Source organism: Actinomadura decatromicini, from assembly GCF_008121305.1.
Classification (GTDB): domain Bacteria; phylum Actinomycetota; class Actinomycetes; order Streptosporangiales; family Streptosporangiaceae; genus Spirillospora; species Spirillospora syzygii.
In genome coordinates, this window is sequence record NZ_VSRQ01000008.1 from 173,268 (window position 1) to 194,453 (window position 21,186).

A 21,186-nucleotide genomic window follows, 5' to 3' on the forward strand; every position below is an offset into this window, starting at 1 on the left:
CCGACCCGCCGGGCCGGGCGATCCCCGGCCCGGCGGGCCGCCGGTTGAGAACGACAGAGGAATCGGGGAACGGATGAGGATCGGGCTGGCCGGAGTGGGCCGGATCGGCGCGGGGCACGCGGAGACGCTGCGCGGCCTCGCCGGGGTCGAGGAGGTCGTCGTCGCCGACGCCGACCCGGGACGCGCGCGGGAGGTGGCGGCCAAGCTCGGCGCGGTCTCGGTGGACACCGTGGACGCGCTGTTCACCGCCGGGCTGGACGGCCTCGTCGTCGCCACGCCGACCGCCGCGCACGCGGACCTGGTGATCCGGGCGGTGGACGCGGGCCTGCCCGTGTTCGTGGAGAAGCCCGTCGCCGCCGACCTGGACGGCACGGTCCGGACGCTGGCGGCGGTGCGGCACGCGGGCGTCCCCGTGCAGGTGGGCTTCCAGCGGCGGTTCGACCCGGGGCACGTGGCCGCGCGCGACGCGGTCCGGTCGGGGCGGCTCGGCTGGGTGCACACGGTGCGCTCGTGCACGCTCGACCCGGCGCCGCCGCCGGACGAGTACATCCCCACGTCGGGCGGGCTGTTCCGGGACTGCTCCGTCCACGACTTCGACGCCGTCCGGTTCGTCACCGGGCGGGACGTCGCCGAGGTCAGCGCGGCCGGGGCGAACCGGGGCTCGGCGGTGTTCGCCGCGTCCGGGGACGTCGCCACCGGCTCGGCCGTCCTCACGCTGGACGACGGCACGCTCGCCGTCGTGTCCGCGACCCGCTACAACGCGGCCGGGTACGACGTCCGGCTGGAGGTGCTCGGCTCCCTCGACGGCGTGGTCGCCGGGCTCGACGACCGGACGCCGCTGTCCCCGGCGAGCGGCGGGTTCCGCCCGGCGGGGCCGCCGCACACCCGCTTCCAGGAGCGGTTCGCCGACGCCTACGAGGCGGAGCTGCGCGCCTTCGCGGAGATGGTCGCGTCCGGGGGGCCGAGCCCGTGCCCGCCGGAGGAGAGCCTTGAGGCGTTCTACGTGGCGGAGGCGTGCGAGGTCGCCCGGCGCGAGCGGCGCGCCGTCACGATCGACGAAGTCCGCAGGTAGCGGCGCTCAACCGGCGTTCAGCCGAGTTCGTCTACGAGGCCCCAGGCGAGGGCGGTGGACGCGTCCAGCGGCACCCCGGACAGGGCCAGGTGCAGGGTGCGCCAGCGGCCGACACGGCGCGGGATGCCGACCGTCCCGCCCGCGCCGGGGATGAGGCCCATCGCGACCTCCGGCAGCCGGAACGTGGTGTCCGGCTCGGCGCGGACCCGCGCGGCGAAGGCGGGGATCTCGACGCCCGCGCCCGCGCACGCCCCCTTCACCCGGACCTCGACGCGGTCGCGGAGGCGGTGAACGAGCAGGCCGGGGCTCGCGGACGTCCGGACGAGGTGCGCGGTCGCCGCGTCCGGGGCCGTGCCGAACTCGGCGAGGTCGCCGCCGGACGAGAACACCGGGCCCGCGCCGTCGAGCACGACGTGCTCGACGGTGTCGTCCAGGACGGCGAGGTCGAGCGCGTCGACCAGGGCGGCGCGGAGCCGCCGTCCGAGCGCGTTGCGGCGGGACGGCAGGTTCAGCGTCACGGTGAGCCGGGCGCCGTCGCGGGCGACGAGCACCGGGTCGGGCGTCGGCGGGGCCTCCGCGCGGGGGGCGCGTCCGTCGAGCCAGCGGGCGAACTCGGCGCCGCCGAGCAGGGTGGAGTAGGCGAAGGACTCGGCGTCCAGGGCGGCGCGGACCGGCACGGCCTGGGTGATGCGGAGCAGGCGCGCGAGCACCAGCGCGGCAGTGGGATGGGCCGCGACGGCCGCGTCGATCTCGGCGAGCGCGGCCTCCGCGTCGGGCACCGGGACGAGCCGCGCGTCCTCCGCCTCGCCCTCGGAAAGGGTGAGGTCGAGGGCCTCGGCCAGGGCGAGCGCGGGCGGATCGAGAGGCCCGTCGGCCAGCCCGACGAGCAGCCGGTCGCTGTCGCGGGCGTGCACGACCGCCCTGACGAGGTCGTCGGGATCGACGCCTTTGCGCAGGTCGACGCCCATGAGCGGGGTCTCGGGACGTCCGGAGGCGTCCAGCAGCGGCGGGCGCGCGTCATCCGCGGCGAGCCCGGCCGGGTCGGTCATCGGCACCGCAACCATGCTGACTACCCTAGACAGGACCATGATCGTGGCGGATCCGGCGGCCGACTGGGCGGCGAGCGGGGCCGTCGCGCTGACCGGGCGGCCGGACGGGCCGCCGCTCGTCCCGCCGGGCCGGGCCGCGACGCGGGCGCGCGAGCTGGCCGCCCGGCTCGCGGCGCTGACCGGGGTCGCGGTCGACGGCGCCGCTCTCCTCGCCGAGAGGGCCGCGTTCACCGGCGCGGCGCGGCGCGGGACGGTCTCGGCGGGCGGCGCCTGCCGCCTGCTGCCGACCGCCGACGGATGGGCGGCCGTGTCGTGCGCGCGTCCGGACGACCCGTCCCTGCTCGGCGCGCTGGTCGGCGCCGAACTCCCCGAGGACGTGTGGCCGCCCGTTGAGGCGTGGCTGCGCGCCCACCCGGGAGCCGAGTTGGCGGAGCGGGCCGGACTGCTCGGCCTGGCGGCCGCGCCCGTCGCGCCCGTCTCCCCGGTCGCGCCGGAGGTCGCGCCGCCGCCCCGGCCCGTCGCCGGGCTCCTGGTGGTGGACTTCAGCGCGCTGTGGGCGGGGCCGCTGTGCGCGCACCTGCTCGGCCTGGCCGGGGCGCGGGTGGTGAAGGTCGAGACTCCGTCGCGTCCGGACGGGGCCCGGCGCGGCGATCCCGGTTTCTACCGGCTCCTCCACGCGGGCCACCGGTCGGTGGTGCTCGACCCGGGCGAGCCGTCCGGGCGCCGTGCGCTGCGGGAGCTGGTCGAGCGGGCGGACATCGTCGTCGAGGCGTCGCGCCCCCGGGCGCTCGCCCGCTTCGGCCTGGACGCGCACGCCGCCGTCGCCGCCGGGACCACCTGGATCTCCATCACGGCGGCGGGCCGCGAGTCGGACCGGGTGGGCTTCGGCGACGACGTCGCGGCGAGCGCCGGGCTCGTGGCTCGCGAGCCGGGCGGCGTCCCGCTGTTCGCGGGCGACGCGATCGCGGACCCGCTGACCGGGCTCACCGCGGCGGTCCGCGCGCTGACCGCGCCCGCCAGAGGCGGGGGAGCGCTGCACGACGTCTCGATGACGGACGTCGTCGCCGCCACGCTCGATCCCGGTGCGGAGCCGTCCGCGCGGGCCCGCCGGGTGGACGGCGGCTGGGTCGTGGACGCGCGCGGCGGGCCCGTCCCTGTCGCGCCGCCCCGGCGCCGCACTCCGGTCGGACGCGCGTCCCGCAGCGGCGAGGACACCGCCGAAGTCCTGCGCGAACTGCGGATTCCCGCGCCGTGACCGGAGGGTTCCTGTTGCGCGACGCGGAACTGCCGGACGGCCGCCGCGCCGACCTCCGCGTCCGGGACGGCCGCATCGCCGACATCGCCCCGTCCGTCCCTTGGGAGGCGGGGGAGGAGGTCGTCGAGTGCGGGGGCGGCGCGCTGCTGCCCGGCCTCGTCGACCACCACCTGCACCTGCACGCGCTGGCGGCGGCGCGGCGCTCGGTGCGCTGCGGCCCGCCGGACGTCGCGGACCGGGCGGGGCTGGCCGCCGCGCTCGCCGCCGCCGTCCCCGACCGGCACGGCTGGGTCCGCGGCACCGGCTACCACGAGTCCGTCGCGGGCGACCTCACCAGTGCCGCGCTCGACGCGCTCGACGCACGGCGGCCGGTCCGGGTGCAGCACCGCAGCGGTGCTATGTGGATGCTCAACACGCCCGCCGCGCGAGCCGTCCGGCTGGACGAGGCCGACCACCCCGGCATCGAACGCGACTCCGCCGGAGCCCCCACGGGACGGATCTGGCGGGCCGACGCCTGGCTGCGCTCCCGGCTGCCGTCCGCCGCGCCGCCGGACCTCGCGGACGTCGGCCGGGAACTCGCCCGCCTCGGCGTCACCGCCGTGACCGACGCGACGCCCGAGCTGACCCCCGAGGCGCTCGCGTCGATCGCCTCGGCACGCCGGGACGGTACGCTCCCGCAGCACGTCCACCTGCTAGGCGCGCCCCTCGACCCGTCCAACGACGAGGGACTCTGGACGCCCGGCCCGTGGAAGATCGTCCTCGCCGACTCCGGGCTCCCGGCGTTCGACGACCTCGCCGAGCGGATCGGGACGGCGCACGCGGCGGGACGCCCGGTCGCCGTGCACGCGGTCACCCGCGAGGCGCTCGTCCTTCTGCTGGCGGCACTGCGCGAGGCCGGGGCCGTCCCCGGCGACCGGATCGAGCACGCCGCGCTCGTCCCGCCCGAGCTGACCGGCGAGATCGCGGCGCTCGGCGCGGCCGTCGTCACCCAGCCCGGCTTCCTCGCCGACCGCGGGGACGACTACGCGCGCGACGTCCCGGCGGACGACCGTCCCGACCTGTACCGGTGCGGGTCGCTCGCGGCGGCCGGGGTCCGGGTCGCGCTGTCGTCCGACGCCCCGTACGGCCCGCTCGACCCGTGGGCCGTGATCGCCGCCGCCGTCCGCCGCGAGACGCCGGACGGCCGCGTCCTGAACCCGGCCGAGCGCCTGTCGCCGCGCGCGGCCCTCGACGCCTACCTCGCACCGCCGGACGACCCGGGCGGCCCGCCCCGGCGGCTGCGGACGGGCGGCCCCGCCGACCTGGTCCTGCTCCGGCACGGCCTGGACGCGGCGCTCGCCGAACCGGGCGCGGACGCCGTCCGGCTCACCGCCGCGAACCAGATAATCTACCAGTCGTCTGGTTGACTCGCGGAGATCGGGATGGGATCGTGAAGGGGCCCTCGCCCCCGGATCCTGGAGAGACGATGAGGCTCGCCCGAGTACGCCGGAACGGCGCCGACACCCTCGCGATCGCCGGAGCCGCCGCGGGCGGGGCCGTCCGCGTCGTCCCCGCGGGGTCGCGGCTGCCGACCTCGCCGGTCACGCCGGACGAGCTCGCCGCGCTCGCCGCCGCCGCGCCGCACCTGCCCGAGGCCGACCCCGCCGAGTTCACGTTCCTGCCGCCGGTCCGCGCGCCCGGCAAGATCGTCGCGATCGGGCTCAACTACGCCGAGCACGCGGCCGAGGGCGGGCTGGACGTCCCCACGGAGCCCGTCGTGTTCGCCAAGTTCCCGAGCGCGCTGACCGCGCACGGCGAGACCGTCGAATGGGACCCGGAGGTCACCGCGCAGGTCGACTACGAGGCAGAGCTGGCCGTCGTCATCGGCAGCACGGCGCGGCACGTCTCCGAGCGGGACGCGCTCGGCCACGTCCTCGGGTACACCTGCCTGAACGACGTGTCCGCGCGCGACCTGCAGCGCGCCGACGGCCAGTGGGTCCGCGCCAAGTCGCTGGACACCTTCTGCCCGATGGGCCCGTGGCTCGTCACCGCCGACGAGGTCCCCGACCCGCAGGACCTCGCCGTCCGCTGCCGGGTGTCGGGGGAGCTCCGGCAGGACGCGAGCACCGCCGACATGATCTTCTCCGTCCGGGCGCTGATCGCCCGGCTCAGCCGGGCGTTCACGCTGCGCCCCGGCGACGTCATCGCGACCGGGACGCCGCCCGGCGTCGGCATGGCGAGCGACCCGCCCCGCCTCCTCCGCGACGGTGACGTCGTAGAGGTAGACATCGAAGGCATAGGCACGCTTCGCAACACCTGCCGGAGGGCGTCATGAGCGGAGCGAAGCGAGGATCATGGCGCCCCCGCGGGGGTCTGGGGGTCGCCCCCCAGGAAGGCAGGACAGCATGACGATCGCTTCCAATACGCTTCCGGCCGAGGTGCTGGTCGACGCCGCCGCGCGGATCCTGGAGAGCGTCGGGGTTCCGGCGGCGGGTGCGGTGCGGGTGGCGCGCAACCTCGTCACCGCCGACCTGCGCGGCGTCGAGACCCACGGCCTCATCCGGCTCCGCCCGTACGTGGAGCGGATCGAGGCGGGCGGGATCGCCGCCGACCCGGAGATCGCGGTCGTCCGGGACCATCCGGCGACGGCGCTGCTCGACGGCGGGAACGGGCTCGGCGCGGTCGCCGCGTCCGCCGCGATGGAGCTGGCGATGGGGAAGGCCGCGGCGTCCGGCGTGGGGCTGGTCGTCGTCCGCAACATCAACCATTTCGGCGCCGCCGCCGACTACAGCCTGGCGGCCGCCGAGCAGGGCATGATCGGCCTCTCCGCGACCAACGTCCTCGCGCTGATCGCGCCGACCGGGGCGGCGGTGCCGATGGTCGGCAACAACCCGCTGTCGTTCGCGTTCCCCGGCGACCCGCCCGTGGTGTACGACTCGGCGATGAGCGTGTCGACGTGGGGACGGGTCCTCGTCGCCGCGCAGCGCGGCGAGCCGCTCCCCGCGGACGCGTTCCTCGACGGCGACGGGCGTCCGACCACCGACCCGGCGGCGGTCCTCGACGGCGGGACGCTGCTGCCCGTCGCCGGGTACAAGGGGTACGGCCTCGCGCTCTGCGTCACGCTGCTGACGGGCGTCCTCGCCGGGTGGCTGTCGGACGCCGAGCTGACCGGCCACCGCCCGCACGAGCCGGGCGGCAACACCGCGCTGCTGGGCGCGATCGACGTCGGCGCGTTCACCGACCCCGCCGAGTACGCGCGCCGCGTCGACCGGATCGGCGCGGAGATCCGCACCGCGCCGCGCCGTCCCGGCGTGGACCGCGTGTGGCTGCCCGGCGAGAAGGAGACCGAGCGCGAGCGGGAGCGCCGGGAGCACGGCGTGCCGCTCGCGGACCCGGTCCGCGCCGACCTGGCCGCGCTCGCCGCCCGGCTCGGCGTGGAGATCGACGCCCGGCTCCGCTGAACCGGCCGGGGTCAGCGCGGCCGGGGCCGGCGCAGCGGGCGGAAGAACGCGCGGATGCTGGCGGCGACCGCCTCCGGCTCCTCCCACGACGCGAAGTGCCCGCCCGCCGGAAGCTCGGCCCAGTGCCGGACGTCGTGCGTCCGCTCGACCATCTCGCGGGGCGCCTGGCGCGGCGGGCTGCCCGGCAGCTCCGGCGGCATCGCGACGCCCGTCGGCACCGGCAGGCGGCTGCCCGGCGCGATCGGCGGGTCCGCGTGCACCCGCTCGTAGTACACCCGGATGGACGAGCCGATGCTGCCGGTCGCCCAGTACAGGGTCGCGCTGGTGACCAGGTCGTCCTTGGCGTAGCGGCGTTCGAGGTCCCCGCCGCAGTCGCTCCACGTGCGGTGCTTGTCGAGGAGCCAGGAGAGGAGGCCCATCGGCGAGTCGTTCAGCGCGTGCGCCAGGCTGGACGGCTTCGTCCGGTGCAGGACGCCGTACGCGCCCTCCGCCGCGCCCCACGCCCGCGACCGTTCGAGGAACCGCGCCTCCGCCGCCGACGCCGGACGGAACGGCGGGTCGAACGACACGGGCGGCAGCAGCACCGGGTCATGCGTGTGCAGGCCGACGACGGCCTCTGGGTCGGCGAATGCCATCCGCCCGCCGACGTACGCGCCGAGCCCCGTGACGTGCAGGCCGTAGCGCCGGTGGCCGAGGCCGTCCGCGACCACGCGGGAGAGGGTCTCCGCCATCCGCGCGTACCCGAAGCCGCGTTCGGCGGGCGGGTCGGAGAAGCCGAAGCCGGGCAGCGACGGGACGATGACGTCGAACGCGTCCGCCGGGTCGGCGCCGTGCGCGGCCGGGTCCGCGAGCAGCGGGATCAGCCGCGTCATCTCCAGGTAGCCGCTGGGCCAGCCGTGGATGAGGACGATCGGCAGCGGGTCCGGGCCCGTCCCGCGCTCGGCGACGACGTGGACGCCGAGGCCGTCCACGTCGGCGCGCAGGTTGGCGTGCGCGTTCAGGCGCTTCTCGGCGGCCCGCCAGTCGAAGCGCGTGCGCCAGTGGTCGACGAGTTCGGAGAGGTAGCGGCCGCTCGTCCCGTAGTCCCAGCCCGCGTCCTCGACCTCGTCCGCCGGGCGGGCGCGGTCGAGGCGGCGGCGCAGGTCGTCCAGCACGGCCTGCGGGACGTCGATCGTGAACGGCGCGACCCGCACGGCGCGGCTCATCGCACGCCCTGCTGGAAGTGCAGCGGCAGGCCCGGCTCCGGCCAGGGGCAGGAGACGAGCCGCCCGTGCTCGGCCAGCGTCAGGTACGCGGTCGACATGTCGGGACCGCCGAAGCAGATGTTGGTGACCATCCGGTCGGCCAGCTCGTCCGGGAGGAGGTACTTCGTGATCCGCGCGCCGTCCGGGGAGATCACGGTGACGCCGCCCTGGATGAGCGTGCCGACGCAGACGTTGCCCGCCGCGTCCAGCGCGAGCGAGTCGAAGTAGGCGAGTTCGGGGAGCTGGCCCGTGAGGGTGGACGGGTCGCGCGGCGGCGCGTCGTCCAGCCTGCCGGGCGCGGTGACGTCGCGGCCGATCAGCCGGGCCGTCGCGGTCTCCGCGTAGTACAGCCGCCCGTCGCCCGGCGACAGCCCGACCCCGTTGGGCGTCTCCGCCGGATGGACCGCCTCGCGGAGCTCGCCGTCCGGCGTCACGTAGAACACCGAGCCGAGGTCGCGGCGGCGGCCCTGGATCTTGCCGGTGTCGGTGAACCAGTAGCCGCCCTCCGCGTCGAACACGATGTCGTTCGGGCCGGACAGCGGACGCCCGCCGCACTGGGTGAACAGGACCTCGGTGGTGCCCTTGCCGAGGTCGACGCGCTCCATCCGGCCGCCCTGCCAGACGTCCGGCCATTTACCGCCGTTGTTGCAGACGTAGACGAGGCCGTCCGGGCCGATCGCCGCGCCGTTGGGGCCGCCGCCGGTGACGGCCGCGACCTCCTTCGTCCCGTCCGGGCGGACGCGGGTCAGCCGCCCGCCCGCGATCTCGGTGACGAGCACGCTCCCGTCGCCGAGCGCGACCGGCCCCTCGGGGAACTCCAGCCCCTCGGCGAGGACGGTCACGCCCGTCAGCCGCCGGACCGTGACTTCGTGCGAGCGCGTTTCCACTACCGGGTGCAGGCTCATGAGGCGGGCTCGATTCTCGCGTGAACGGGCTTGTCGTCCGACATCAGGGCGCGGAGGGCGTCCTCCGCGCGCTCCAGCGGGTAGGCGTGGCTCGCGAACCTCTCCAGTGGCCACCGTCCGGACTCGATCAGCGCGACCGCCTGCTCCATCGAGCGCAGCGACCGCGACACCGCGCCCTTGACCGTCAGGCTCTTGGAGCAGGCGAGGTCGACGGGGAACGGCGCGAGGCCGTCCGCGCCCTTCAGCCCGGCGAGGACGACCGTGCCCTTGCGTCCCGCCATGCGGACCGCGTCGGTCACGGACGCGAGCGACCCCGGCGTGGTGTCGATGACGATGTCGGGCGCCTCCCCGAGGACGCGCGGGACGGCCTCGGCCGCGGACCCGTCCGTCACGTCGATCGCGTGGTCGGCGCCCAGCTCCAGCGCCAGGTCGAGCCGCTCGCGGTCGGCGGCCAGCCCGGTCACCGCGATCGGCCCGGCGCCCGCCGCGCTCGCCGCGATCACCGACGCGAGCCCGCGCGGCCCGGGACCGAGGATCGCGACGGACGTCCCGTACCGCGCGCCACCGAGGTCGAGCGCCCAGTCGACGCCGTTGGCCAGCACGTTGAACAGCGACGCCGCCGCCACGCTCACCGACCCGGACACCGGGACGAGGATGGCCTCCGGCGCCAGGTAGAGGTGCGTCGCGAACCCGCCCCACAGGCCGGGCCCGACGTCCGGGCTCCGGAAGCCGTAGATGGTGCCGTCGGCGAACTCCGGCGCGGTGCAGCCGCGCAGCCCGGCGCGGCAGGTACGGCAGCGTCCGCAGGTCAGGGTGGAGTGGACCGCCACCCGGTCGCCCTCCGCCAGCCGCCACCGCGCCCGCGCCGCCGCGCCGATCGCGACGACGCGGCCGAGCGGCTCGTGGCCGGGCACGAGCGGGAGCCGCGCGGCGGACCGCCCCTCGAACACCTCGATGTCGGTGCCGCAGATCCCGCACGCCTCCACCGCGAGCAGCGCGTCGTCCGCGCCGATCCTCGGCAGCGGGCGTTCCCGCAGCTCGTACGCCTCCGGCCCGGTCTGCACGAGGTACCGCGCGCCGTCCATTCCGGTCGCCTCCTCAGTGGAACGTCTCGCCCGCGTTCACGTCGACGGTCTGGCCGGTCATCCCGTACGACAGGTCGGACGCCAGGAAGACGATCACCCGGGCGCACTCCTCGTCGCTGGTCAGCCGGGGCAGCGCGTTGTCGCCCACCATGCTCCGCGTCTCGGTCTCGGCGCTCGTGCCGCGCTCGGCGGCGAGCCGGTCGATGTAGGTGCGCAGCGACGGGCCCCACATCCGGCCGGGGACGATCGTGTTGACCCGGATCCCGTCCGGGCCGACCTCCCGCGCCAGCACCTGCGCCGCCGTCACCAGCGCCGACTTCGCCGTGGCGTACGGGCCGCGGCCCGCCTTGATCCGCCGCATGCTCTGCGAGCCGACGAACACCACGGAGCCCCGGCTGCGGCGCAGCTCGGGCAGCGCCGCCTTGGTCATCCGCAGCGACCCGAAGAGGGTGACGTCCATCGTCTCCCGCCACTGGTCGACGTCGGCGTTGTCCAGGGTCGTCCCGTGCGGCGCGGACGCGAACGCGTTGTTCACCACGCAGTCGACGCCGCCGAACTCGCGCCGGGCGAGCGCGACGAGGGCGCGGCAGTCGGCGTCCGAGGTGACGTCGCAGAGCAGCCGCGCCGTCCGCGCCCCGGTCACGGCCACCTCGGCGGCGACCTCGCCGACCGCCTCCGCCGACCGCCCGCCGAGCACCACCGACGCGCCCGCCGCGGCGGCCGCCAGCGCGGTCTGCCGGCCGAGCCCCGGGCCGACGCCCGAGACGATCACCGTGCGGCCGTCCAGCAGCCGTCTCGCGTCATACGTCGGCGGCACGCTGCCCCTCCGTCACGTCCGGCCCCGGCACGTCCGGGGCGCCGTCGTCGGCGCCGACGCCGATCATCAGCCGGGCGAGCCGGTGCGGGTCGGTGAACTCCGATGCCGGGCCGCTGCCGACCGGGCGCCCCTCCCGCATGACCACGACCGTGTCCGCGATCCCGAGCACCCGGGACGCGACCTGCTCCACGATCAGCAGCCCCACCGCGCCCTTCAGCCGCCGGAACGTGTCGTAGATCCGGTCGGCGACCGACGGCGCGAGGCCGAGGGACGGCTCGTCCAGCAGCAGGACGCCGGGCGAGGCGACGAGGGCGCGGCCGATCGCGAGCATCTGCTGCTCGCCGCCGGACAGCGCCCACGCGCCGCGCGAGCGCATCGCCGCGAGCGCGGGCAGCAGGTCGTACACGTCGGCGATGGAGAACCGCGCGGGACGGCCGCGGCCCGCCACGGTCGCGACCCGCAGGTTCTCCTCGACGCTGAGGCTGCCGAACACCCGCCGCCCCTCCGGCACGTGGACGACGCCCGCCTTCGCGATCCGCCGCGGCGACCGCTGCGCCAGCTCGGCGCCGTCCAGCCGGACGCTCCCGCCGTGCACGACGAGCCCCGACACCGCGCGCAGCGTCGACGTCTTGCCCGCGCCGTTCGGCCCGAGGACCGCGACGGCCGCGTCCGACGCGACGGTCAGGCTCAGCCCCTCCACCGCCCGCACCGGCCCGTACCGGACCGACAGCCGCTCAATTTCCAGCATCGTCCAGCTCCCCGATGTAGGCGGCCCGGACCCGGTCGTGCCGCCAGACGTCCGCGGGCTCGCCCTCGTGCAGCTTGAGCCCCTCCTCCAGCACGACCAGCCGGTCGCAGACCTCGTTGAGCAGCGAGATCCGGTGGTCGATGAGCAGTACCCCGACGCCCTCCGCGGCGAGGTCGGCGATCAGCGTCCGCAGCGCGGTGACCTCCGTGTCGTTCAGCCCGGCGGACGGCTCGTCCAGCAGCAGCACCCGCGGCTCCGCCACCAGCACGCGCGCCAGCTCCACCAGCCGCCGCTGCCCGTAGGTCATCACCGCGCCGGTGACGTCGGCGGCCGCGGAGCCGCCGACCCGGTCGAGCGCGGCGGCGGCGTCGCGCCGCCGGTCCCGCTCGGCGGCGCCCGCCCGCATCCGCCGGAACACGGCGGCGGGCGCGCTGCGCCCCGCCATCAGCCGGTGCCCGGTGCAGACGTTCTCGATCCCAGTGAGCTTCGGGTGGACGCGCGGCGTCTGGTACGTCCGGCGCAGCCCCAGCCGGGCGGCGCGGCCCGGCCTGGAGAGCCGCAGCGGGGTGCCCTGCGCGCGGACCTCGCCCTCCGCGTCCACGACCCCGGTCACCGCGTTGACCAGCGTCGACTTTCCCGAACCGTTGGGGCCGGTGAGCCCCACGCACATCCCGGACGGCACCGCCAGCGACACGCCCTTGAGCGCGTAGACGCCGCCGAAGCGCACCTTGACGTCCCTGACCTCCAGAGCGTTCACCTCCGGCACGTTCACGGGCTGCCTCCTTCCACCCGGACCGTCCCGGGTCTGACGAGCCGGGCGCGGGCCCAGGCGCGGAACCGGTCCCAGAGGCCGAGCACGCCGTCCGGCAGCGCCACGAGGACGATCAGCAGCGTGATCCCGTAGACCATCCCGGACCATTTGCCCGCGCCGTGCAGGATCTCCGGCAGCGGGGTGACGACGGCGGCGCCGATGACCGGGCCGAGCACCCGGCCCGACCCGCCGAGCACCACCATGATCAGCACCTGCAGCGCCATGGAGATGTCGAACGAGGCGATGGAGATGAAGGTGCCGGTGCTCGCCAGCATCACCCCGGCGAGCCCGGTGAACGCCGCGTGGACGGCGTACGCCTCCAGCTCCAGCCGCCGGATCGGCAGCCCGTCGTTCTGCCCGATGTGCCGCAGGTCCTTCACCACGAGCAGGTCGCGGGCCCAGGCGGACCGGTACAGCAGCGAGCCCGCGGCCACCGCCACCGCCGACAGCAGCCAGGCGATCAGGAAGACGCCTGCCAGCTCGTCGCCGTCCACCATCCCGAACGTCACGGCGGGGACCGGCCCGACCCCGGACGCGCCGCCGGACAGCGACTCCCAGTTGACCAGCACGATGGTGATCAGCCCGCCGACCGCGACCGACGCGATCGCGAAGTACAGCCGGCTGAGCCGGATCGTGGCGAGCCGGATCGCCAGCCCGAGGACGGTCGTCGCCGCGACCGCCGCGACCATGGCGATCTCCGCGGGCATGTGCTCGGCGAACCAGGCGTAGCCGAAGGCGCCCGCCGCCGCGAGGCCCGCCGTGGCGAAGCTGAACTGGCCGCTCTGCGCGTAGACGATGCTGAACCCGACCGCCAGCACGACGTTCACCGCCGCGAGCGAGGCGACCGTCAGCAGGTAGCCGTCGCCGCCCATGGCGATCACGTAGCCGACGATCAGGTAGCAGACCAGGCCGGAGCCGAGCGCCGTGTTCGCGCGGGTGCCCGTCGTGGCGCGTGTCGACGTCATCGCGATTCCCCTTCCATTCGTCCGGTCAGAACCGCTCGGCGGCGATCGGGCGGGCCAGTCCCGTGGGCCTGACCAGCAGCAGGGCGAGCATGACGAGGAACGGGTAGGCGTTCGTGTACGCGCTGGAGACGTAGCCGGTGAGCAGCTGCTGCGCCACCCCGAGCACCACGGCCGACGCGGCCACCCCGCCCATGCTGTCGAAGCCGCCGATGGTGACGGCCGCGAAGACGAACAGCACGATGCTGAAGCCCATCATCGGGCTGATCGCGATCGACGGGCCGAGCAGCACCCCGCCCAGCGCGGCGAGCGCGCCGGACAGCCCGAACGTGAGGAAGTTCAGCCCGCTCGCCGGGACCCCGTACAGGACGGCGACCTCGCGGTCGGCGGCGAGCGCCCGGACCATCCGCCCGATCTGGGTGAACTGGAACAGGGCGTACATCCCGGCGAACACGATCGCGGTGATCAGGATCGTCCAGAGCGACAGGACCGGCAGCGGCGTGCCGAAGACGTCCACCGACCCGTGCCCGAACGCGGACGGCACCGACTGGGGGTCCGACCCCTGCCACACGGTCAGCCCCGCCTGGATCGCCAGCGCGATCCCGAACGTCGCGACCGCGACCGTGAGTCTCGGCTGGTCCCGCAGCGGGACGAACACGATCCGCTCGATCGCCCCGCCCGCCACGAACAGCACGACGATCGTCAGCCCGACCGCCGCCATCGGCGGCATGGCGCCGGTGAACGCCAGGTACACGAACGCGCCGAGGGTGAGCAGGTCGCCCTGCGCGAAGTTGACCGCGCCGCTCGCCTTGTGGACGAGGACGATCCCCGACGCGACCAGCGCGTACACCGCGCCCGTCGAGAACCCTGCGAACAGCAGTGCAATGAACCTGTCCATCGCGCCGCCCGCCTCAGTAGGCGCCGGTCAGGCCGGAGACGATCCCGCCGAGGGTCTCCTTGCCGCCGTCCAGCTTCACGACCTTGTAGTCGTGGATGAAGTTCTGGTCGGGGTCGGCGGAGGACTCCCCGCAGATGCCCTTGAACCCCTTGATCGCGGCGAGGCCCTCGCGGAGCTTGGCGCCGCCCTCGCCCTTGGAGTTCTTCATGCCCTGGGCGATGAGCTGCACGGCCTCGTAGTAGTAGCCGTTGACGTACGAGCCGGGGTACTTGCCGGTGTAGGCGTCCATGAACTTCTTGGCGACCGGGTCCTGCCCCTGCGTCGCCTGCGGACGGCACGCCGCGACCATGCTCGTGTTGGTGAGGTCGCTCGGGGAGAGCAGCTTCACGCCCGCCTCGGCGCCCGGGTCGAACACGATCGGGGACTTGATCCCGTTGGCCCGCATCTGCTTGACCATCAGGCCGAGCGGCTGCGGGTACCCGAGGGCGACGACCGCGTCCGCGCCGCGCGTGGCGAGCGCCGCGTTCGTCAGGTCCGTCGCCTCCGGCGTGTACGAGGCGATCTTCATGACCTTGATCTGCTTGGCCTTGAGGTCCTTGACGACGTCGTCCTTGACGTGGGTGCTCGTGTCGTCGGTCGAGTGCGTGACGACGACGTTCTTCGCCTTGAGCTGCTCGGCCATGACGCGGGAGATCGCCTCCGCCATCCGGTCGACGCGGTGGTAGATGCGGAACGTCCACGGGTTGCCCTGCGGCTGGCCCGGGTCGCTCTCCCGCTGCGCCGAGACGTTGATCAGCGGGACCTCGGCCTTCGGCAGCAGCCCGAGGAAGGCGTTGGTCTGCGCGGACACGGACGGGCCGATCAGCGCGTCCGGCTTGTCGGCGAGCGCCCGCTGCGCGGCCGTGCGGCCCTGCTGCGGGGTGAGGCCGCCGATGTCGTAGAACTTGATCTTGATCTTGCGGCCGTCGACGCCGCCCGCGGCGTTGACGTCGTCGGCCGCCATCGTCAGGTTGTTCGTCGCGCCCTTCTGGGCCAGCGGGCCCGTCTGGTAGACGAGGGCGCCGATGTCGATCGTGTCGTCCGACCCTCCGCCGCCGCCGAGGTGGCCGCAGCCCGCCGCCGCGAGGCCGCAGAGGGAGACGAGGGCCAGGACGTGCCCGGCTCCGGGGTTTCTGACGCGCATGACGTCTCCTCTCGCCGCTCAGGCTTCCTGAAGCGCGGTCACAAGCTCGTCCTCGTGGCGGGCCTGTCCGCCGAGGTCGTACTCCCAGTGCTTCGCGCGGCGGGTGAACAGCTGGACGTCGGACTCCAGCATGAACGCCATCCCCGCGTGCACCTCGTGCGCGCAGTGCACGACGCGCTGCGCGGCGCGTCCCCCGTACGCCTTGGCGGCGGCGACCTCGCGGCGCGCCGCGCCGCCCCGGTCGAGCGCCCACGCCGCCTGCCGGGCGAGCAGCGCGGTCAGGTGGCCGTCGATCGCGATGTCGCTGCACAGGTACTGGACGGCCTGGAACCGTCCGATCGCCTGCCCGAACTGCTCGCGCTCCTTCGCGTACCGGACGGTCATCTCCAGCAGCGCCTCGCCCGCCCCCGCGATCTCGGCGCAGCGCAGCACGGCCGCGCGGTCGAGCGCGGGGCCGAGCAGGTCGTGTCCCGCCCCGGGCGAACCGACCAGCGTGTCCGCGGGCGCCGTCACGCCGTCGAAGGTCACGGCGAACAGCGGATGGCCCGCGATGTTGGGCAGCCGCTCGACCGCGCAGTCCGCCGGGTCGACGAGGAACAGCGTCACGCCCTCCGGCGCGCGGGCCGCGACCAGCAGCCGCGACGCGACGTGCGCGAACGGGACGAGCAGCTTCGTCCCGCTGAGCCGGTGCCCGCCGCCGTCAGGCTCGGCGCGGACGGTGAGCGCGTCCGGGTCGTACTCGCCCGACTCCTCCGCCAGCGCCGGGACGACGATCGCCTCCCCGGCGGCCATCTCGGCCACGAGGGCGTCCCGCCCGCCCGCGGCGACGAGCGCCTGCGCGGCGACGACGGCGGACGGCAGGTGCGGGCTCGGCACGAGCGCGCGTCCCATCTCGGTGTAGAGGGCGACCAGGTCGGCGATCCCCGAGCCGGTGCCGGGCTGGCCGAGACCCAGCCAGCCGAGCCGCGCCATCTCCCGCCACAGGTCGGGGGAGTGGCCGTCCGGCGAGCCCTCCAGATCCCGGACGACGTCGGTCGGGCAGCGTGCGGCGAACAGCCGGCGGGCGACCTCGGCCAGTTCGGCCTGCCGGTCCTCCGGTGCGACGTCCATGCGTGATCCTCCTGTCGGGACCGCCGGGTCGGCGGGGCGGGGTCGGCGGGGGACGGCGGAACGGGATGTCGGCGGTGCCGTCAGCGGGGGAGGCCGAGGCCGCGGGTGGCGAGCACCATCCGCTTGACCTGCGAGGTGCCGCCCGCGTGGTTGGCGTAGGAGGCGCGGTACCAGGCCTCGGCGTCGCCGCCGAGCGCCGCCCAGCGGCTGCCGGCGCTCAACTGCCCGAGCGGCCCGACGATCTGTCCGACGAGCTGGGCGAACAGCGGCTGGTGCTCCTTGTGGACGACGTGCCCGAGCGCCCCCGCGAACGCGGGCGTCCGCCCGTTGAGGGCGTCGCCGAGCGACTCGTAGGCGAGCAGCCGCTCGGTCTCCACCATCAGCGCCAGCTCCGCGAGCCTGGACCGGACGCCCGGGTCGTCGACCAGCGGCCGCCCGCCCCGGACAGTCGTCTTGCAGTGGTCGAGGACGGCGCCGAGCATCCGCTGCAGCTCGGCGTGCCGGGCGGACACGCCGCCCGCCGCGTAGAAGGCGTTCATGATGTACGACCAGCCCTTGCCGACCTCGCCGATCAGCATGTCCCCGGGGACGCGCACGTTGTCGAGGTAGGTGTGGTTCTGGCGGCCGCCGCCGAGGTTGTCGAGCCGGGAGAACGAGACGCCCGGCAGCGTCAGGTCGAGGCGGAAGATGCTGATGCCGCGGTGGCGGGGCGCGTCCGGGTCGGTGCGGGCGGCCAGGTACATCACGTCGGCGCGGTGGCCCCAGGTGGTGTAGGTCTTCTGGCCGCTGATGAGCCAGTCGCCGCCGTCCCGGACGGCGCGGGTGGTGAGGGACGCGAGGTCCGAGCCCGAGCCCGGCTCGGTCAGCCCCTCGGCCCAGAACTCCTCGAACCTGGCGATCTCCGGCAGGAACCGGCGCTTCTGCTCCTCGGTGCCGCCGACCAGCAGCGTCCCGGCGGCCAGCCCGTAGCCGATCATGTTGACGAACGGGGCGTCGCGGAGCGCGAACTCCTCCGCCATGATCAGCCGTTCGGTCAGCGGCCGGCCGAGCCCGCCGTACTCCGTCGGCCAGGTGAGCCCGATCCAGCCCTTGCGGCCGACCCGGCGGGTGAACTCGCGGGCGAACTCCCACAGCTCGTCGTCCTCGACGAACTCGTGGTTGAACGCCTTCTCGGGCGGCAGTTCGGCGTCGAGGAAGTCGCGGACCTCCTGCCGCCACAGTTCCTCTTCCGGGCTGAAGGCGAACTCCACTGCACGGCCTCCTCGGTCACGACCAGCGCGTCGATGCCGGGATGGTAGCCCGCGGGTCACCCGAGTGTCTACCAGACGGTTGGTAGAGATTTCGTCTGACGACCGTCCGGTTGTGCGGCTGCTGGGGGCGTCTTTCGGCGGGTGCGGGCCGGTTGGCCGACATCGGACTCCGCGCTCGGCGGGCGCTCGCCCCGGCGCTCCGGAAGGGCCGTCCAGAACATGACATTCGCGTCTTGTGTGCGCCGCGCGGAGGGTAGGCGCGCGGCTGCTGGAAAACCAGTCTAGACATGCGAATCAGCTTGATATACGGGCTAGTCATGGCCCAGCGACGTTAGTTGACATCCATGTCTTGTCAGCCATCGAGACCCGATACATACTCCTCAACCAACGGCCGATGCGACCCGCGACCCCGCCAAGACCTAGGAGGAGCGATGCTCGACCTCGCCATCACCGGCGCGACGGTGGTAGACGGCGGCGGCGGACGGCCGGTGACCGCCGACGTCGGCATCCGGGACGGCCGCGTCGCGGCGGTCGGGACGCTGGACGAGCCGGCCCGCGAGACCCTGGACGCGGACGGCCTCGTCGTCGGCCCCGGCTTCGTCGACCCCCACACCCACTACGACGCCCAGCTCTGGTGGGACCCGTTCGCCACGCCGTCCAGCTGGCACGGCGTCACCAGCGTGATCGGCGGCAACTGCGGCTTCACCCTCGCCCCGCTGAACAAGGGCGACGGCGACTACCTGCGCCGGATGATGGCGCAGGTCGAGGGCATGCCGCTCGCCGCGCTCGAAGAGGGCGTCGACTGGAAGTGGGAGAGCTTCGGGGAGTTCCTCGGCGGGCTCGACGGCAACCTCGGCGTCAACGCGGGCTTCCTCGTCGGGCACTGCGCGCTGCGCCGCTACGTCATGGGCCCGGACGCCATCGGACGGGAGGCGACCGGGCGGGAGGTCGCGGAGATGGCCGACGTGCTGCGCCGGTCCCTCGCGGCGGGCGGGCTCGGCCTGTCGACGACGCGGTCGTCCACCCACAAGGACGGCGACGGGGAGCCGGTCGCGTCCCGCTGGGCCTCGCCGGAGGAGCTGATCAGCCTGTGCCGGGTCGTCGGCGAGTACCCCGGCACGACGCTCGAAGGGATGGTGCAGGGCTGCCTCGACCGGTTCAGCGACGACGAGATCGAGCTGTTCGCGACGATGAGCGCCGCGGCCGGCCGCCCGCTCAACTGGAACGTGCTCAGCGTCGACTCCACCGACGCCGACAAGATCGCGCACCAGCTCCGCGCCGCCGCCCGCGCCCGCGAGCTGGGCGGCCGGGTCGTCGCGCTGACGATGCCGATCCTCGTCCCGATGAACATGAGCTTCCGGACGTTCTGCGCCCTCTGGCTGATCCCCGGCTGGGACGAGGTCCTGCGCGGCACCGTCGAGGAGCGCGTCGAGCGGCTGAGCGACCCGCGGGTGCGCGAGGACATGCTCGCCAAGGCGCGCACCAGCTCGTTCGCCCGGCTCGCCGAGTTCGGCAACTACGTCATCGGCGACGCCTTCCACCCCGACCTGCGCGAGTTCGTCGGGCGCCGGGTGGACGAGCTGGCCGCCGAGCGCGGCGAGGACCCGTTCACCACCCTCGCCGGCATCGTCTGCAAGGACGAGCTGCGGACCGTCCTGTGGCCGCAGCCGACCAGCGACACGGCCAACGACTGGGCGCTGCGGAGCCTCGTGTGGGAGCACCCGGACGTGATGCTCGGCGGCTCCGACGCGGGCGCGCACCTCGACCGGATGTGCGGGTCGCCGTACTTCACCCGGTTCCTCGCCGACTCGCTGCGCGGCCGCAGGCTGGTGTCGCTGGAGCGGGCCGTCCAGCTGCTGTCGGACGTCCCGGCCCGGCTGTTCGGGCTGCGCGGGCGGGGCCGCCTCGAACCCGGCTACCACGCCGACGTCGTCGTGTTCGACCCGGAGACCGTGGACGCGGGACCGGCGACCCTCGTCCCCGACCTGCCCGGCGAGAGCCCCCGGCTGATCGCGGAGTCGGTCGGCGTGAAGCACGTCTTCGTCAACGGCGTCGAGACGATCCGGGACGGCGTGCCGACCGGGAGATTGCCCGGGACGGTCCTGCGCTCGGGCACCGAGACCGACACCGTCCAGACCAGGAAGGCAGCGCTGCGATGACCACGATTCCGCGCATCATCTCCGTCGACGACCACGTCGTCGAGCCGCCCGACCTGTGGACCTCCCGGCTGCCGGGCCGCTTCCTCGACCGGGGGCCGCGGATCGTCCGGCAGAAGGGGAGGCTGAGCATGCCGGGCGGGTGGCGCGAGGACCCCGACGGCGACTGGGCCGACGTCTGGCTGTACGACGACCTCGTCACGCCGCTGATGAAGCTGTCCGCCGCCGTCGGGTTCGACGAGGTCGGGTTCGGCGCGGTCACCTTCGACGACATCCGCCCCGGCTGCTGGAAGCAGGCCGACCGGCTCGCCGACATGGACGCCAACCACATGGAGGCGTCGCTCTGCTTCCCGAACACCCTGCCCCGGTTCTGCGGGCAGGCGTTCATGGAGCGGGACGACAAGGAGCTCGCCCTGCTCTGCGTCCGCGCCTACAACGACTGGATGATCGACGAGTGGTGCGCGGGCCCGGCGCGCGGACGGCTGATCCCGCTGTCCATGGTCCCGCTCTGGGACGCCGAGCTCGCCGCCGAGGAGGTCCGCCGGTGCGCGGCGAAGGGCAGCCACGCGGTGACGTTCTCGGAGAACCCGCATCCGCTCGGGCTGCCGTCCATCCACTCCGGCGTCTGGGACCCGTTCTTCGCCGCCTGCGAGGAGACCGGCACCGTCGTGTGCCTGCACATCGGGTCGTCGTCCAGCATGCCGGGGACGTCGCCGGACGCGCCGTTCATCATCAGCTCCACGCTCACGTTCCAGAACGCGATGGGCTCGATGCTCGACTTCGTCTTCTCCGGGACGCTCGCCCGCTTCCCGAACCTCACGCTCGCCTACTCGGAGGGCCAGGTCGGCTGGATGCCGTACGTGATGGAGCGCGCCGACAAGCTCTGGCACGAGCGGTCGGACAACTCGTTCGGCACCGACCTGCCCGAGCCGCCGACCAGCTACATCCGGGGCCGGGTGTACGGCTGCATCTTCGACGACGAGACCGGCCTCGCCAACCGCGACGTCATCGGCATGGACCAGATCTGCTTCGAGACCGACTACCCGCACGCCGACAGCACCTACCCCGACTCCGCCGACGTGGCCGCCCGCATCTGCGACAAGGCGGGCCTGGACGACACCGAGATCTACAAGCTGCTGCGCGGCAACGCGATCCGGGCCTTCGGCCTGGAGCGCTACGGCATCGCGGCCTGACCCGCTCC

Annotated in this window: 19 protein-coding genes; 7 read left to right on the forward strand and 12 right to left on the reverse strand. The window is 74.7% G+C overall.

The features are described from left to right. Positions 1-73: 73 nt before the first annotated feature. Positions 74-1,072 (forward strand): Gfo/Idh/MocA family protein, encoded by a 999-nt coding sequence (locus FXF68_RS33610; protein ID WP_148766477.1) that lies wholly within the window; start codon positions 74-76, stop codon positions 1,070-1,072. 17 nt (positions 1,073-1,089) lie between these two features. Here FXF68_RS33610 and FXF68_RS33615 read toward each other — a convergent pair whose 3' ends face one another. Next, positions 1,090-2,136, reverse strand: coding sequence for an enoyl-CoA hydratase/isomerase family protein (locus FXF68_RS33615; RefSeq protein WP_222870201.1), 1,047 nt, complete (start codon positions 2,134-2,136; stop codon positions 1,090-1,092). Between the two features lie 22 nt (positions 2,137-2,158). Here FXF68_RS33615 and FXF68_RS33620 point away from each other — a divergent pair, with 22 nt between their 5' ends. From FXF68_RS33620 to FXF68_RS33635, 4 genes are all read left to right on the forward strand, one after another. Continuing rightward, positions 2,159-3,376, forward strand: a complete 1,218-nt coding sequence (locus FXF68_RS33620; protein ID WP_222870202.1) for a CoA transferase — start codon at positions 2,159-2,161, stop codon at positions 3,374-3,376. Continuing rightward, positions 3,373-4,782 (forward strand): amidohydrolase family protein, encoded by a 1,410-nt coding sequence (locus FXF68_RS33625; RefSeq protein ID WP_148766481.1) that lies wholly within the window; start codon positions 3,373-3,375, stop codon positions 4,780-4,782. Before FXF68_RS33620 ends, FXF68_RS33625 begins: the two co-directional genes overlap by 4 nt. A 59-nt stretch (positions 4,783-4,841) precedes the next feature. Further along, entirely contained in the window at positions 4,842-5,690 is an 849-nt protein-coding gene (locus FXF68_RS33630) for a fumarylacetoacetate hydrolase family protein (RefSeq protein WP_148766483.1), read from the forward strand. Positions 5,691-5,760: 70 nt separating this feature from the next. Further along, complete coding sequence (locus tag FXF68_RS33635; RefSeq protein WP_187438228.1) at positions 5,761-6,816, forward strand: Ldh family oxidoreductase; 1,056 nt, start codon at positions 5,761-5,763, stop codon at positions 6,814-6,816. A gap of 11 nt (positions 6,817-6,827) precedes the next feature. Here the strand turns inward: FXF68_RS33635 and FXF68_RS33640 are convergent, their stop codons facing one another. The 11 genes from FXF68_RS33640 to FXF68_RS33690 all read right to left on the reverse strand — a co-directional run bounded on the left by FXF68_RS33640 (position 6,828) and on the right by FXF68_RS33690 (position 17,829). Then, positions 6,828-8,021: an epoxide hydrolase family protein gene (locus tag FXF68_RS33640; protein WP_148766487.1), complete on the reverse strand. Its 1,194-nt coding sequence runs from the start codon at positions 8,019-8,021 to the stop codon at positions 6,828-6,830. Next, a complete protein-coding gene (locus tag FXF68_RS33645; RefSeq protein WP_187438229.1) occupies positions 8,018-8,965 on the reverse strand; it encodes an SMP-30/gluconolactonase/LRE family protein in 948 nt (315 codons plus the stop codon). Before FXF68_RS33645 ends, FXF68_RS33640 begins: the two co-directional genes overlap by 4 nt. Further along, on the reverse strand, positions 8,962-10,050 hold the full coding sequence (locus FXF68_RS33650; protein ID WP_148766489.1) for a zinc-dependent alcohol dehydrogenase: 1,089 nt from the start codon (positions 10,048-10,050) through the stop codon (positions 8,962-8,964). The genes FXF68_RS33645 and FXF68_RS33650 overlap by 4 nt, the downstream gene beginning before the upstream one ends. A gap of 13 nt (positions 10,051-10,063) precedes the next feature. Then, positions 10,064-10,867, reverse strand: coding sequence for an SDR family oxidoreductase (locus FXF68_RS33655; protein WP_148766491.1), 804 nt, complete (start codon positions 10,865-10,867; stop codon positions 10,064-10,066). Then, positions 10,851-11,615 (reverse strand): ABC transporter ATP-binding protein, encoded by a 765-nt coding sequence (locus FXF68_RS33660; RefSeq protein WP_148766493.1) that lies wholly within the window; start codon positions 11,613-11,615, stop codon positions 10,851-10,853. The genes FXF68_RS33655 and FXF68_RS33660 overlap by 17 nt, the downstream gene beginning before the upstream one ends. Beyond that, the gene (locus tag FXF68_RS33665; protein ID WP_187438230.1) at positions 11,602-12,387 is read right to left on the reverse strand and encodes an ABC transporter ATP-binding protein; all 786 of its coding nucleotides are present in this window, start codon (positions 12,385-12,387) and stop codon (positions 11,602-11,604) included. Before FXF68_RS33665 ends, FXF68_RS33660 begins: the two co-directional genes overlap by 14 nt. Next, positions 12,384-13,391: a branched-chain amino acid ABC transporter permease gene (locus FXF68_RS33670; protein ID WP_148766497.1), complete on the reverse strand. Its 1,008-nt coding sequence runs from the start codon at positions 13,389-13,391 to the stop codon at positions 12,384-12,386. The genes FXF68_RS33665 and FXF68_RS33670 overlap by 4 nt, the downstream gene beginning before the upstream one ends. Before the next feature lie 25 nt (positions 13,392-13,416). Then, positions 13,417-14,286 (reverse strand): branched-chain amino acid ABC transporter permease, encoded by an 870-nt coding sequence (locus FXF68_RS33675; protein WP_148766499.1) that lies wholly within the window; start codon positions 14,284-14,286, stop codon positions 13,417-13,419. Between the two features lie 13 nt (positions 14,287-14,299). Continuing rightward, positions 14,300-15,469 (reverse strand): ABC transporter substrate-binding protein, encoded by a 1,170-nt coding sequence (locus FXF68_RS33680; protein WP_148766501.1) that lies wholly within the window; start codon positions 15,467-15,469, stop codon positions 14,300-14,302. An 18-nt stretch (positions 15,470-15,487) separates the two neighbouring features. Next, on the reverse strand, positions 15,488-16,579 hold the full coding sequence (locus tag FXF68_RS33685) for an acyl-CoA dehydrogenase family protein (protein ID WP_148766504.1): 1,092 nt from the start codon (positions 16,577-16,579) through the stop codon (positions 15,488-15,490). A gap of 80 nt (positions 16,580-16,659) precedes the next feature. Then, positions 16,660-17,829, reverse strand: coding sequence for an acyl-CoA dehydrogenase family protein (locus FXF68_RS33690; RefSeq protein WP_148766506.1), 1,170 nt, complete (start codon positions 17,827-17,829; stop codon positions 16,660-16,662). Positions 17,830-18,260: 431 nt separating this feature from the next. Between FXF68_RS33690 and FXF68_RS33695 the strand changes: the two genes are divergently transcribed. Both FXF68_RS33695 and FXF68_RS33700 read left to right on the forward strand, forming a co-directional pair. After that, positions 18,261-19,988, forward strand: coding sequence for an N-acyl-D-amino-acid deacylase family protein (locus FXF68_RS33695; protein ID WP_148766508.1), 1,728 nt, complete (start codon positions 18,261-18,263; stop codon positions 19,986-19,988). After that, on the forward strand, positions 19,985-21,178 hold the full coding sequence (locus tag FXF68_RS33700; protein WP_148766511.1) for an amidohydrolase family protein: 1,194 nt from the start codon (positions 19,985-19,987) through the stop codon (positions 21,176-21,178). The genes FXF68_RS33695 and FXF68_RS33700 overlap by 4 nt, the downstream gene beginning before the upstream one ends. Positions 21,179-21,186: the final 8 nt, after the last annotated feature.

Excerpts from the sequence above, each read along its gene's own strand:
- FXF68_RS33685 (WP_148766504.1), bottom strand. The coding sequence starts at position 16,579 with ATGGACGTCGCACCGGAGGACCGGCAGGCCGAACTGGCCGAGGTCGCC.
- FXF68_RS33695 (WP_148766508.1), top strand. The coding sequence starts at position 18,261 with ATGCTCGACCTCGCCATCACCGGCGCGACGGTGGTAGACGGCGGCGGC.
- FXF68_RS33635 (WP_187438228.1), top strand. The coding sequence starts at position 5,761 with ATGACGATCGCTTCCAATACGCTTCCGGCCGAGGTGCTGGTCGACGCC.
- FXF68_RS33630 (WP_148766483.1), top strand. The coding sequence starts at position 4,842 with ATGAGGCTCGCCCGAGTACGCCGGAACGGCGCCGACACCCTCGCGATC.
- FXF68_RS33640 (WP_148766487.1), bottom strand. The coding sequence starts at position 8,021 with ATGAGCCGCGCCGTGCGGGTCGCGCCGTTCACGATCGACGTCCCGCAG.
- FXF68_RS33650 (WP_148766489.1), bottom strand. The coding sequence starts at position 10,050 with ATGGACGGCGCGCGGTACCTCGTGCAGACCGGGCCGGAGGCGTACGAG.
- FXF68_RS33645 (WP_187438229.1), bottom strand. The coding sequence starts at position 8,965 with ATGAGCCTGCACCCGGTAGTGGAAACGCGCTCGCACGAAGTCACGGTC.
- FXF68_RS33670 (WP_148766497.1), bottom strand. The coding sequence starts at position 13,391 with ATGACGTCGACACGCGCCACGACGGGCACCCGCGCGAACACGGCGCTC.
- FXF68_RS33660 (WP_148766493.1), bottom strand. The coding sequence starts at position 11,615 with ATGCTGGAAATTGAGCGGCTGTCGGTCCGGTACGGGCCGGTGCGGGCG.
- FXF68_RS33675 (WP_148766499.1), bottom strand. The coding sequence starts at position 14,286 with ATGGACAGGTTCATTGCACTGCTGTTCGCAGGGTTCTCGACGGGCGCG.
- FXF68_RS33615 (WP_222870201.1), bottom strand. The coding sequence starts at position 2,136 with ATGGTTGCGGTGCCGATGACCGACCCGGCCGGGCTCGCCGCGGATGAC.
- FXF68_RS33610 (WP_148766477.1), top strand. The coding sequence starts at position 74 with ATGAGGATCGGGCTGGCCGGAGTGGGCCGGATCGGCGCGGGGCACGCG.
- FXF68_RS33620 (WP_222870202.1), top strand. The coding sequence starts at position 2,159 with ATGATCGTGGCGGATCCGGCGGCCGACTGGGCGGCGAGCGGGGCCGTC.
- FXF68_RS33700 (WP_148766511.1), top strand. The coding sequence starts at position 19,985 with ATGACCACGATTCCGCGCATCATCTCCGTCGACGACCACGTCGTCGAG.
- FXF68_RS33680 (WP_148766501.1), bottom strand. The coding sequence starts at position 15,469 with ATGCGCGTCAGAAACCCCGGAGCCGGGCACGTCCTGGCCCTCGTCTCC.